Annotated in this window: 13 protein-coding genes; 2 read left to right on the top strand and 11 right to left on the bottom strand. The window is 71.5% G+C overall.

Annotated features, from left to right (window positions below; genetic code table 11):
• Nucleotides 1-325: 325 nt before the first annotated feature.
• The 9 genes from trpA to AB0I38_RS34330 all read right to left on the bottom strand — a co-directional run bounded on the left by trpA (nucleotide 326) and on the right by AB0I38_RS34330 (nucleotide 6,849).
• Nucleotides 326-1,126 carry a tryptophan synthase subunit alpha gene (gene trpA, locus AB0I38_RS34370; protein WP_358490384.1) on the bottom strand — a complete coding sequence of 267 codons (801 nt, stop codon included), beginning with the start codon at nucleotides 1,124-1,126 and terminating at the stop codon, nucleotides 326-328.
• 155 nt (nucleotides 1,127-1,281) lie between these two features.
• Complete coding sequence (gene trpB, locus AB0I38_RS34365; RefSeq protein WP_358490396.1) at nucleotides 1,282-2,487, bottom strand: tryptophan synthase subunit beta; 1,206 nt, start codon at nucleotides 2,485-2,487, stop codon at nucleotides 1,282-1,284.
• A 38-nt stretch (nucleotides 2,488-2,525) separates the two neighbouring features.
• Entirely contained in the window at nucleotides 2,526-3,365 is an 840-nt protein-coding gene (gene trpC, locus AB0I38_RS34360) for an indole-3-glycerol phosphate synthase TrpC (RefSeq protein WP_358490377.1), read from the bottom strand.
• 119 nt (nucleotides 3,366-3,484) lie between these two features.
• Nucleotides 3,485-3,916, bottom strand: coding sequence for a DUF2752 domain-containing protein (locus tag AB0I38_RS34355; RefSeq protein ID WP_358490375.1), 432 nt, complete (start codon nucleotides 3,914-3,916; stop codon nucleotides 3,485-3,487).
• Between the two features lie 19 nt (nucleotides 3,917-3,935).
• Complete coding sequence (locus AB0I38_RS34350) at nucleotides 3,936-4,439, bottom strand: CD225/dispanin family protein (RefSeq protein ID WP_358490371.1); 504 nt, start codon at nucleotides 4,437-4,439, stop codon at nucleotides 3,936-3,938.
• 164 nt (nucleotides 4,440-4,603) lie between these two features.
• Nucleotides 4,604-5,344, bottom strand: coding sequence for a DUF4190 domain-containing protein (locus AB0I38_RS34345; RefSeq protein ID WP_358490370.1), 741 nt, complete (start codon nucleotides 5,342-5,344; stop codon nucleotides 4,604-4,606).
• Between the two features lie 142 nt (nucleotides 5,345-5,486).
• Nucleotides 5,487-6,095 (bottom strand): Trp biosynthesis-associated membrane protein, encoded by a 609-nt coding sequence (locus AB0I38_RS34340; protein WP_358490367.1) that lies wholly within the window; start codon nucleotides 6,093-6,095, stop codon nucleotides 5,487-5,489.
• A complete protein-coding gene (hisI, locus tag AB0I38_RS34335; protein ID WP_358490365.1) occupies nucleotides 6,092-6,442 on the bottom strand; it encodes a phosphoribosyl-AMP cyclohydrolase in 351 nt (116 codons plus the stop codon). Before hisI ends, AB0I38_RS34340 begins: the two co-directional genes overlap by 4 nt.
• Nucleotides 6,443-6,513: 71 nt before the next feature.
• Nucleotides 6,514-6,849: an STAS domain-containing protein gene (locus AB0I38_RS34330; protein ID WP_358490361.1), complete on the bottom strand. Its 336-nt coding sequence runs from the start codon at nucleotides 6,847-6,849 to the stop codon at nucleotides 6,514-6,516.
• 185 nt (nucleotides 6,850-7,034) lie between these two features.
• Between AB0I38_RS34330 and AB0I38_RS34325 the strand changes: the two genes are divergently transcribed.
• Nucleotides 7,035-7,424 carry an ATP-binding protein gene (locus AB0I38_RS34325; RefSeq protein ID WP_358490358.1) on the top strand — a complete coding sequence of 130 codons (390 nt, stop codon included), beginning with the start codon at nucleotides 7,035-7,037 and terminating at the stop codon, nucleotides 7,422-7,424.
• Nucleotides 7,425-7,451: 27 nt separating this feature from the next.
• Here AB0I38_RS34325 and AB0I38_RS34320 read toward each other — a convergent pair whose 3' ends face one another.
• Both AB0I38_RS34320 and AB0I38_RS34315 read right to left on the bottom strand, forming a co-directional pair.
• Nucleotides 7,452-9,236 carry an ABC transporter ATP-binding protein gene (locus AB0I38_RS34320; RefSeq protein ID WP_358490355.1) on the bottom strand — a complete coding sequence of 595 codons (1,785 nt, stop codon included), beginning with the start codon at nucleotides 9,234-9,236 and terminating at the stop codon, nucleotides 7,452-7,454.
• Nucleotides 9,233-11,014 (bottom strand): ABC transporter ATP-binding protein, encoded by a 1,782-nt coding sequence (locus AB0I38_RS34315; RefSeq protein WP_358490393.1) that lies wholly within the window; start codon nucleotides 11,012-11,014, stop codon nucleotides 9,233-9,235. Before AB0I38_RS34315 ends, AB0I38_RS34320 begins: the two co-directional genes overlap by 4 nt.
• A 119-nt stretch (nucleotides 11,015-11,133) precedes the next feature.
• Between AB0I38_RS34315 and AB0I38_RS34310 the strand changes: the two genes are divergently transcribed.
• A complete protein-coding gene (locus tag AB0I38_RS34310) occupies nucleotides 11,134-11,763 on the top strand; it encodes a TIGR03085 family metal-binding protein (RefSeq protein WP_358490351.1) in 630 nt (209 codons plus the stop codon).
• The last annotated feature ends 55 nt before the right edge of the window (nucleotides 11,764-11,818 follow it).

The following is an 11,818-nucleotide window of genomic DNA, read 5'->3' as shown; positions in this document are numbered from 1 at the left end:
GCCAGGTACCCCCGCGCCCGAAACAAGGCCGAAGGCGAACATCACCAGACCCCGGGCAATCGCGGTCGGCCGGAACGCCCACCCGCCTCCGCGGCCACCCAGACCAGCCCGGGCCTACGGCCATCCAGACCAGCCCGGCCCTGCGGGCACCTAGGGTGAGCGAAGGCGTGCGGCCACCCAGGTCAGCCAAGGCTCGGACCGCTTTCAGCCCCTCGGCGATGAGTTCACGGATGAATTCGGCAGAACCCGACAAGCCGCTCAGCCCGCACCACGGCCTGAAGACAGGACACATCATGGAAGTCCGCAGAGCGGCGTCCGGAAGGGGTCAGGCGCGGGCGCGGACCGCTTGGGCCATTTCGCGCGCCAGCTCCCCGATGGAGGCGCGCCCTGCCGCCTCGTCGGACGCGTCGAGCATGCGCCGGATGAACGCGGACCCGACGATCACGCCGTCGGCGTAGGAGGCCACCTCGGCGGCCTGCGCGCCGGTGCCGACGCCGAGACCCACGCAGACCGGCAGGTCGGTGTGGGCCCGGGTGCGCTTGACCAGGTCTTCGGCCGCCACGTTGACGGTCTCCCTGGCGCCCGTGACGCCCATCAGGGACGCGGCGTAGACGAAGCCGGTGCAACAGTCGGCGACCGCCTGGATGCGCGCCTCGGTGGAACTGGGGGCCACGAGGAAGACGGTGTCGATGCCGGCCCCTGCCGACGCCTCCAGCCACTCGGCGGACTCTTCGGGCGTGAGGTCGGGCGTGATCGTGCCGACTCCGCCCGCGGCGGCCAGGTCGCGGGCGAACCGCTCGGCGCCGTAGCGGTCGATCGGGTTCCAGTAGGTCATGACGAGCGTGGCCGCGCCGGTGGCCGCCACGCCCTCGACCGTGCGCATGACGTCGGCGATGCGGGTGCCGTTGATCAGCGAGCGGTGCACCGCGTCCTGGATGGTGGGCCCGTCCATCAGCGGGTCGGAGTAGGGCAGACCGATCTCGATGACGTCGCAGCCGGCCTCGACCAGGGCGGTTGCGGCCGCGATCGCGCCGTCCTTGGACGGGAAGCCGGCGGGCAGGTAGCCGACGAGCGCGGCCCGGTTGTCCGCCTTCGCCTTGGCGAACACCGTCTGAAGAGTAGTCATGATCGTCCGTTCTCAGTGGTCGAGGCCGCTTCGCCGCCGTTCTTGCCATGGTGCCGTAGCCCGTCGTACCTCTCCCAGGATGCCTCGGCTCCGGTGCGGCGGGAAAGCGCTTGACGCGAGCGCCCGGGTCGGGGCGGGCTCGCGCCGGCGAGCCGTCAGAGGTTGAAGTACTTCATCGCCGTGCCCATGTCCTTGTCGCCCCGCCCGGACAGGTTGACCAGGATGGTCGCCTCGGGACCCAGCTCGCGGCCCAGCTCCAGCGCCCCGGCCAGGGCGTGCGCCGACTCGATCGCCGGGATGATGCCCTCGGTCCTGGCCAGCAGCGAGAACGCGGCCATGGCCTGGTCGTCGGTGACCCCGTGATAGGTGGCGCGGCCGCTGTCCTTGAGCCAGGCGTGCTCGGGGCCGACGCCCGGGTAGTCGAGCCCGGCGGAGATCGAGTGGGACTCGATCGTCTGGCCCTCGTCGTCCTGCAGCACGTACGTGCGCGAGCCGTGCAGCACGCCGATCGAGCCGGCGGTGAGCGTGAGCGCGTGCTCGCCGCTGGCCAGCCCGTGGCCGGCCGCCTCGTAGCCGTGCAGCCGGACGCCCTCGTCGCCGAGGAAGGCGTGGAAGATGCCGATCGCGTTGCTGCCACCGCCGACGGCGGCGCAGACCGCGTCGGGCAGCCTGCCGGTCAGCTCCAGCATCTGGCGGCGGGCCTCGACGCCGATGATGCGCGCGAAGTCGCGGACGATCTCGGGGAACGGGTGCGGCCCGGCGACGGTGCCGAACAGGTAGTGGGTGGTGTCGACGTTGGTCACCCAGTCGCGGAACGCCTCGTTGATGGCGTCCTTGAGCGTCTGGGAGCCGTTGTGGACGGGCACCACGGTGGCGCCGAGCAGCTTCATCCTGGCCACGTTGAGGGCCTGACGCTCGCAGTCGACGGCGCCCATGTAGATGACGCACTCGAGGCCGAGCAGGGCGGCCGCGGTGGCCGTGGCCACGCCGTGCTGGCCGGCGCCGGTCTCGGCGATCACCCGCTTCTTGCCGAGGCGCTTGGTCAGCAGCGCCTGCCCGATCACGTTGTTGATCTTGTGGGCGCCGGTGTGCGTGAGGTCCTCGCGCTTGAGGACGACGCGCGCGCCGCCGGCCTGCTCGCTGAAGCGCGGCACGTCGGTCAGCGTGGTCGGCCTGCCCGCGTACGTGCGCAGCAGGTGGTCGTACTCGCGCAGGAAGTCGGCGTCGGTCTTGGCCTTGGCGTAGACCGCGGCGACCTCGTCGAGCGCCGGGATGAGCGCCTCCGGCACGTAGCGGCCGCCGAAGACGCCGAACTTGCCCCGCGCGTCGGGGTCGTCACCGTGGACGCCGTTGCCTGCCAGGTCGGCAGCCGTGAGAATCGAGCCGTCTTTCGCCACTGCTATCCCTCTGCTCCGTGGTCGGGGCGCGTCGCCGGGTGCGCGCCGGCGGTCACCAGCGCCTCCACCGCCTTGCGTGGGTCCTTGCCGGTGACCAGGCTCTCCCCCACCAGGACGGCGTCCGCGCCAGCCCTGGCGTAGGCGAGCAGGTCATGCGGCCCCCGCACGCCCGACTCCGCGATCTTGATCACATTATCCGGGATCTTCGGCGCGAGCTTGGCGAAGACGTCGCGGTCGACCTCGAGCGTCTTCAGGTTGCGCGCGTTGATGCCGACGACCTTGGCGCCCGCCGCCACGGCCCGCTCCAGCTCCTCGTCGGTGTGCACCTCGACCAGCGGCGTGAGGCCGATGGACTCGGCGCGCTCGATCAGCGAGACCAGCGCCTCCTGCTCCAGGCAGACGACCATCAGCAGCGCCAGGTCGGCGCCGTAGGCCCTGGCCTCCCACAGCTGGTAGGAGGTGAGGATGAAGTCCTTGCGCAGGATCGGGATGTCGACGCGGGCACGCACCGAGGCCAGGTCGTCGAGGCTGCCACCGAACTTGCGCTGCTCGGTCAGCACGCTGATCACGTGGGCGCCGCCGGCCTCGTAGTCGGCGGCCAGCGCCGCCGGGTCGGCGATGGCGGCGAGCGCGCCCTTGGACGGGCTGGAGCGCTTCACCTCGGCGATCACCGAGATCCTGTCACCGCCGAGCGCGGCGAGCGCGTCCCTGGGCGCGGGGGCCCGCTCGGCCCGCTGCTTGAGCTCGTCAAGCGACACGTCCTGCCGTCGGGCGGCGAGGTCGGCGCGCACCCCGTCGAGGATGTCGTCGAGGACACTGGGTCCTTCGGTCCGCTCACTCACGCGCTTGGGATCCCTCCGGTTGACAGTAGGGGGCGGCAGAGAGTTCGCGTCGCGTCCGCTCCCGGCCTGTCTTGCGATGGTATCGGCCTCACCGCCGTTACCTAGCCACAGGGCCCCTGCTATGGCGCCAGGAACGCCCCAAAGGGGAGATTCCGGACTACCCAATAAACGAGCACGACTCCGAGGAACACCCAGAGCCAGGCCGGATGGGCGAGGGTCGTTCGCCGCGGTCTGCCCTGCCACCCGCGCACGAGCCAGCGGCCCCACCAGAACAGCAGGAACGGGATCATGACCATGGCGAGCGGGTTGAGCCCCATGGCGGCCACGGGATCGAGATGGGCCAGCGCGTGGATGGTGCGTAGCGTTCCGCAGCCGGGGCAGTAGAGGCCGGTGCCCCACAGGAACGGGCAGGTCGGGTAGTTGCCCGGCTCGTTGGGGTCGATGGCGCCGACGACCGCGAAGACCGCGCCCGTCGCGGCCGCGACGCCGAGCGGCGCGAGCACGGAACGAAGCCGGTCCGTGCCGCGCCGCTCGAGGTTCGCGATGCCCATCAGTGGATGATGCCCATCGTCAGTACGTGTAACTCGGGGTGCTCGTCGCCGCGAGCACGATGATCAGGATGTAGCCCACGAGGACGAGGACGTTGACGATCAGGCCGGTGATCAGCGCGCGCTTCCACCAGGTCTTGGCCTCCTCGGAGGCCTGCACGGCGCCCTGGAAGTCGCCTACCTGCCACTTGGAGTTGACCTGCGACGACTTGACGATCGACACGATGCCGAAGGGAAGGCAGCAGAAGAGCGTCGTGAGGATCGCCGCCACCAGGTGGTTGTCCGGCGGGGTCTGCGGGGCGCCGTAGCCGCCCGGCTGTCCGTAGCCGCCGCCCGGAGGCTGCTGACCATAACCGCCACCGCTCGGCGGCTGCTGGCCGTAACCACCGCCGGGGGGTTGCTGACCGTAGCCACCGCCGCTGGGCGGCTGCTGACCGTAACCGCCGCCACTCGGCGGCTGCTGACCATAGCCACCGCCGGGCGGCTGGGCGCCGTAGCCGCCGTCGCCCTGGTTTCCGTAGCTCATGCTCATGACTCCTCATTGGTCATTCTTTGGCGAGTTGCGCGCGGCAGCCTAGCGACAAACCACCATCGACATGGATTAACGTCCGATTTGCGGACAATTTGTGACCCGACTGCGGCCATGCCAGGCCCGTCGCCCCCGCAGGCTTCCGGCTGATCGCTCTCCGCTCAGTATCCGGTCGTCGTGGCGGCCGTGCTGAGCCCCATGAGGGTGAGCCACATGCCGCCGAAGAAGATCCAGAGGATCAGCCAGAGGACGATCGTAATGTAGGACGTCACCAGGCCGCCCATCGCCATCCCTTGACCCTCCTCACCGGTCCGCTTGATGCGGTTGAGCGCGATGTGGCCGACGATGGCGCCCGGGATGCTGGTGAGGCCGCAGAAGAGCAGGCCGACGACGCCGAGGATCAGTGAGGTGACCGCCAGGCCGTTGGTCGACCTGACAGGCGCCGGATGACCGTATTGCCCGTAACCTGGCTGGCTGTAGCCCTGGGGCCCATATCCCTGCCCGTAGGCCTGCTGGCCGTAGCCGCCACTCCCCGGCTGCTCCCCGTACGGCCCCGACGGCTGCTGACCATAACCGTAGCCGCCACCGCCCGGGGGCTGCTGACCATAGCCACCGCCGCTCGCGGGCTGCTGGCCGTAACCACCACCGCTCGCGGGCTGCTGGCCGTAACCACCACCGCTCGCGGGCTGCTGACCGTAACCACCACCGGGGGGTTGCTGACCGTAACCACCGCCGGGGGGTTGCTGACCGTAGCCGCCGCTGCCCGGCTGCTCTCCGTACGGTCCTGACGGCTGCTGCCCGTAGCCGGGCTGCTGGCCGTAGCCGTCACCGCCCTGGCCATAGCCCCCGCCGGGCGGCTGCGAGCCGTACCCCCCGCTTCCCCCCTGGTCCCCGTAACTCATGCCGTGACTCCTCAAATGGTCGTGGCGCTTTACACCGGCAGCCTATTGACTAAACGGGAGCCGGAAAGGCGGAGGTTCAGACCGACGAGAATTCGTGACCGGAGCGCGACTGCGCGCGACCACGCAGGCGCGGAGCGGGGGTTCAGGTGGGGTCGTCGCCACGGTCGAGGGCGTCCCAGAGGGCACGGTCGTCGGCCGCCGGGGGCCGTTCGCCGGCCCGCTCGTAGCGGTCGGACATGCCCGCCCAGCGGCGGCCGCGCACGATGGCCACGACCCCGCCCGCGACCATCAGCGCCGCGCCCGCCCCGGACACCGCCGGCCACAGCGCCACGGTGTCCCACTCCAGCGAGCCCGTGCCGTGCATGATGTTGCGCTCACGCAGCCAGCTCAGCGACGTGGCGGAGCCCGCCGCCAGCCAGGTGCCGAGCCCGGCCCCGAGTCCGCACACCGCGATCAGCGCGCCGATCACGGCGCGGCCGGCGCCCTTGGCGGCCAGCGCGGCCACCACCCCCGCCAGCCCGGCCAGGGCCACCGGGGTCAGCGCGGGGCCGAGGTCTCCCCCGGTCGGCGTGACCACGTCGCCGCCGCCGGCCGGCGCCCCCACGACGCGCACGTCGCTCACCCAGGCGCGGCTCGCCGCGAACAGCACCAGCACGCAGCCCAGCGCCGTCAGAAGGACCCACATCCACAGCTCGCGCCGCCGCGACGGGACGGCGGCGCCGTCGGCTGCCGGAGGGACGGGGCGGCTCATGGCGCTGCCGACACCTCCAGCGGGGTCGCGTCGAAGCAGGTGCGGTCGCCCGTGTGGCAGGCGGCGCCCACCTGGTCGACCTTGAGGAGCACGGTGTCGCCGTCGCAGTCGAGGGCGACCGCCTTGACGTGTTGCACGTGCCCGGACGTGTCGCCCTTCACCCAGTATTCGCTCCGGCTGCGCGACCAGTAGGTCGCCCTGCCCGTGGTGAGCGTGCGATGCAGCGCCTGATCGTCCATCCAGGCGAGCATGAGCACCTCGCCCGTGTCGTACTGCTGGACGATCGCGGGCACCAGCCCGTCGCCGTTGCGCTTCAGCAACGCGGCGACCTTGGGATCCAGGGACATGACGTCATTCAACCAGCCGCGGCGACCGCCTCGCGCACCGGCCGCCGGCGGTGACGGCAGGAGGCGGGGCGCTAGTCGAGCGCCTTGGAGAGCGTGTCGAAGATCGGGAAGAGCGGCGCCAGATTGGTCCTGCGCAGCCGCCTGAGCACCTGCCCGTCGGGCGCGACGAGGGACATGGTGCCGTCGCGTTCACGCAGGCTGGCGAGCAGCCGCACCAGCACGCCGAGCCCCGTCGTGTCGATGAACGTCAGATTGCTCAGGTCGACGACCAGCCGGGAGCCGGGCGACTCCGCCGCTTCGTCGAGACACTTGCGCACCTTGGAGGCGTTGTCGACGTCGACCTCGCCCGCGAGACTGACGACTATCGACTCGCCGTGCCGGTGCCGGGTCATCTCCAGCACGTTCACGTCCTGCTCCCTCGACGACCTGCCTGGGCCTCGTCCGAAAAGGTACACCGGACGAGGCCGCATTACGGTGCGTTCCGCCGAGAACGCGGTACGTCACCGGGCCGCGCGCAGTACCTTGGCCCGGATGCTCCACCTGACCAGGGCCGGCGAGCTGCTCACCGTCCGCCGGGCCGATGTGTAGGCAGTTGCTCACGGCGACCTTCGCGCGCGGCCGTGTCACCGTGCTGCGCCGCGCGGTCAGCGCGTGCGCCGCCGGGGAGGGGCTGCGGGGCAAGCGGCTGGAGGACTTCGTACTCGCCGTCAACGAGATCATCACCAACGCGCTGCTGCACGGCGGGGGCAGCGGCCGGGTGCGGCTGTGGACGCGGCGGGGCCGGCTCTGGTGCGAGGTCACCGACCACGGCCCGGGGCTGCCACCGGGCTGGATCGGGTCGGCGCGCACCCCCTCCAGCCACGACACCGGCGGCAGGGGGTTGTGGCTGACGCGCATGCTCTGCGATCACGTCACGATCATGTCGTCGCCCGGCGGGACCAGCGTGACCTTCTCTGCCCTGATCGAGCAGGCCACGGGCTGAGCCCCGGCCGGGACCGGCCACCAGGCGTCAGGAGCGGGCGGCCGACATCCAGGAGGCGTGCAGGTCGGCGTAGACGCCGGGCCGTGCCACCAGCTCCTCGTGCGCTCCGCGCTGGACGAGGCGGCCGTCGTCGAACACCAGGACCTCGTCGGCGTTCTCCGCCGTGGAGAGCCGGTGCGCGATCGAGACCGCGGTGCGGCCACGGGTGACGCCCTCCAGCGCCCTGGCGAGCCGCACCTCCGTGGCCGGGTCGACGGCCGAGGTGGCCTCGTCGAGCAGGAGCAGGTCGGGGTCGGCGAGGTAGGCGCGGGCCAGCGCCACCAGTTGCCGCTCGCCCGCCGACAGCGACTCACCACGCTGGCCCACCGGGGTGTCGAGGCCCGAGGGCAGGCCGTCGAGCCAGTCGGCCAGGCCGAGCTCGGTGAGCGCGAGCAGGATCTCCTCGCGGTCGGCGGCGGGCTTGCCGTACCTGATGTTCTCCTCCAGCGTGCCGTCGAACAGGAAGCCGTCCTGCGGCACCATCACGATGCGCTCGCGCAGCGAGGAGAAGCGGACGGCGCGCAGGTCGTGGCCGTCGACCGTGACGCGGCCCGAGACCGGGTCCATCAGCCGGGTGAGCAGCTTGGCGAAGGTGGTCTTGCCCGACCCGGTCTCGCCGACGATCGCGACGCGCGAGCGCGGCGGGATCTCCAGCGACACCTCGTGCAGCACGGGCACGCCGCCCGGGTAGGCGAAGTGCACGTCCTCGAAGGCGACCGAGATGGGGCCGCGCGGCAGTTCGACCCCGTCGGCGCCGGGGTCGGCGACGTCGGGCGGCGTGTCGAGCACGCCGAGGACGCGCCGCCAGCCCGCGACCGCGTTCTGGGCCTCGTTGAGCACCTCGGTGGCGGTCTGCATCGGCGAGACGAACAGCGTGATGAGGAAGAGGAACGCGACGAGCTCTCCCGCCGTGATGTCGCCGGACATCCCCAGTTGTACGCCGAGCAGCACGATGCCGGCCAGGGCGATGGCGGCCACGATCTCGGTCAGCGGGAAGACGAACCCGACGATGGTCTGCGCCTTGACCTGGGCGGCCTTGTTGGCGTCCACGGCCGCGTCGACGCGGTCGGCGGTGCGCCGCTCGGAGGCGTAGGCCCGGATGACGGCCGCGCCCACGACGGACTCGCTGACCGCGGCGAGCATGTCGCCGGTGCGCTCGCGGACGGTCGTGTAGGCGCTGGACAGCCAGCGCTGGAACCTCGGCAGCGCGACCATGAGCGGCAGGAAGCACACCCACACCAGCAGGGTGAGCTGCCAGGAGTAGACGAACATCAGCGCGCTGGCCACGAGCAGCTGGCCGAACGCCACGATGATCATCAGCCCGCCCCACTGCATGAACGTGCTGATCTGGTCGATGTCGTTGGTGACCCGGGAGACCAGCGCGCCCCGGCGCTCGGTGTTCTGGGTGAGCACCGACAGGTCATGGACGTGGCGGAAGCCGCGCACCCGCAGGGTGGCCAGGGACGACTCGGTGGCCTTGTAGAGACGGACGTTCATCAGGTAGCCGGCGAACGCCGTCAGGACCACCGCCGCCGCGCACAGCAGTACCGCTCGCGTGATGTACGAGATGTCGGCCGACGACCCCTTGAACCCGGTGTCGATCGTCTGCTGGACGGCGATCGGCACGATGATCTTGCCGACGGTGGCGACCACGGCCAGCGCCAGGGTGACCACGAGTCCCTTGCGGAACTCCGGCGTGAGCGACAGCCCATGGCGGACGGTGGCCAGGGCCGACCGTTCGGCGCTGCCCCCGATGCTCCGGACGTCGCTCACGCGCTGACCCCTTCTTCCTCTTCGGCCTCGACCGCGGCCCGTTCGGCCTCCTCGCGTTCGTAGGCGGTGACCAGATTGCGGTAGCCGAGGCAGCGCCCCAGCAGCTCGTCGTGGGAGCCGCGGTCGACGACCCGGCCCCGGTCGAGGTAGACGACCTCGTCGGCCAGCGCGATCGTGGCCATCCGGTAGGCCACGACCACCACGCTCGACGCCTCCGCCGCGTCGCGCAGGCCGTACAGGATCTTGGCCTCGACCTGGGGGTCCACGCTGGAGGTGGCGTCGTCGAGGATGAGCAGGCGGGGCCGGCGGACGACGGCGCGGGCCAGGGCGAGCCGCTGGCGCTGGCCGCCGGACAGCGTCGCGCCGCGCTCCCCCACGCGTGTGGCGAGTCCGTCGGCGAGCTTGCCGACGAACCCGTCGGCCTGGGCCAGCCGCAGCGCCGCCCACACCTCCTCGTCGTCGACGGGCAGTCCGAGCGCGACGTTGCCGCGCACGGTGTCGTCGAACAGGAACGTCTGCTGCGGCACCAGCGCCACCGTCTCGGCGATGCCGCCGTAGGCCAGTTCGCGCACGTCCACGCCGTCGAGCAGCACCCGGCCCGACGGCGGGTCGACCAGCCGGGCGAGCAGCTGGACCAGCGTCGACTTGCCCGATCCGGTCGGGCCGACCAGCGCCACCGTACGGCCGGACCGCACCTCGAAGGTGACGTCGTGCAGCACGTCGCCCGTGCCGTAGGAGTAGGACACCCCCGACACCTCGAGCTCGGCGGGCCCGGCCTCGGGCAGGGACGCCTGGCCGTACTCCATCGAGCCCTTCGCCTCCAGTACGGCCTGCACCCGCTCCCAGCCGACGACGCTGCGCGGCAGCTCGGCGAGCACCCAGCCGAGCGCCCTGATGGGGAAGGCGAGCAGCGTGAACAGGTAGGCGACCTGCACCAGGTCACCCGAGTCGATGGCGCCGCCCGACAGCCGCAGCGCTCCGACGGCGAGCACCGCGAGCACGCCGAGCGTGGGCAGCGCCTCCAGCATCGGGTCGAACAGGCCGCGGACCCGCCCGACGGCGATGTTGGCGTCGCGCAGCTCGTGCGCGCGGCGCTGGAAGCGCTCGGTCTCCAGCGCCTCCCTGCCGAGGGTCTTGACCACGAGCGCGCCGTCGAAGCTCTCGTGCGCGATCTCGCTGACCTCGGCCCGCAACTGCTGCGCGCGGGTCGCGAGGGGGCTGAGCTTGCGCTGGTAGACCAGGTTCAGCACGGCGATGGCCGGAAAGATCAGGAAACCGACCAGAGCCAGCACGGGGTCGATGACCAGCATCGCGATGGCCGCGGTGAACAGCATGACGATCACGCCGACGGCCATCGGCAGCGGCGCGAGCGGCGCCCAGGCGGCCTCGGCGTCGGCGCTGGCGTTCGACAGCAGCTGGCCGGTGGGGTGCCGGTGGTGCCAGGCGAGCGGCAGCCGCAGGTACTGCTTGGTGACCTCGCGACGGGACCGGGCCTGCATGCGGTACTGCAGGAGACCGGCCAGGATGCGCCGCCCGGCCACGCCGATCGCCTTGAGCAGCGCGGCGCCCATGATGAGCAGCGTGGCCGTCCAGAGCGCGCCCGAGGGGACGTCACCCCGGTCGAAGGCGGGCAGCACGACGTTCTCGGTGGCCCAGCCCAGTGCCCAGGCGGACGCCACCGTCATGCCGCCGTAGAGCGCGCTGGCCAGGACCGCGGCCGTGAAGACCCCCTTCTCGGTGCGGACGGCCACGCCGAGGACGCGGAGCCCCTTACGCATGACGGCCGAGGTGACCTTGCTCGCCACTCGCTGTTTTTCCTTCCCTAAAGGTGCAGATTTCTACATCACTGCCTATCACGGCTGATCGTGCTGTTATTCCCGAAGGTAGGGTTGGCGTCGTGACTCACGCTCCTGGCGAACGTGCCGCCCTCTGCGATCTGTTCGATCAGCTCGGCCCCGACGCCCCGACCCTCTGCGACGGGTGGAGCACCTACGATCTGGCCGCCCATCTCGTGCTGCGCGAGCGCAGGCCCGACGCGGCCGCGGGCATCGCGCTCAAGCCGCTGGCCGGTCACACCGCCTCGGTGCAGGACGCGCTCAAGGCCAGGCATCCCTACCCCGAGCTGGTCGGCCTCGTCCGCAGGCCCGGCGGCGTCTACGGCCTGCTGCCGTTCCTGGACGAGGCCGTCAACACACTGGAGTTGTTCGTCCACCACGAGGACGTCCGCCGCGCCCAGCCCGGCTGGGAGCCCCGCGAGGTGTCCCCCGACCTGGACCGGATGCTGTGGAAGCGGGTCTCGGCCGTCGGCAAACTGATGCTGCGCAGGTCGCCCGTGGGCGTGGTGCTGCACCGGGTCGGCGGCGGCGTGGCGCTCGGCGGGCCGCGGATCGGCCCCAAGGTGGAGGTCACCGGCACCGCGTCGGAGCTGCTGCTGTTCTGCTTCGGCCGGCAGGAGCACACCCGGGTCGAGCTCAGCGGCGACCCCGGCGCGATCGCCCGGCTGAAGAGCGCCAAACTCGGCATCTAGCCGTCCGGGCGAATCTCTCTCCGGCTTCGCCACTTGGCCTTACCATGGCGTAAGG

It is taken from the genome of Nonomuraea cavernae, from assembly GCF_040655715.1.
Taxonomy (GTDB): Bacteria; Actinomycetota; Actinomycetes; order Streptosporangiales; family Streptosporangiaceae; genus Nonomuraea; species Nonomuraea cavernae_A.
The sequence above is the reverse complement of the archived record's forward strand: the minus strand, read 5'-3'. Positions and strand labels throughout refer to the sequence as shown.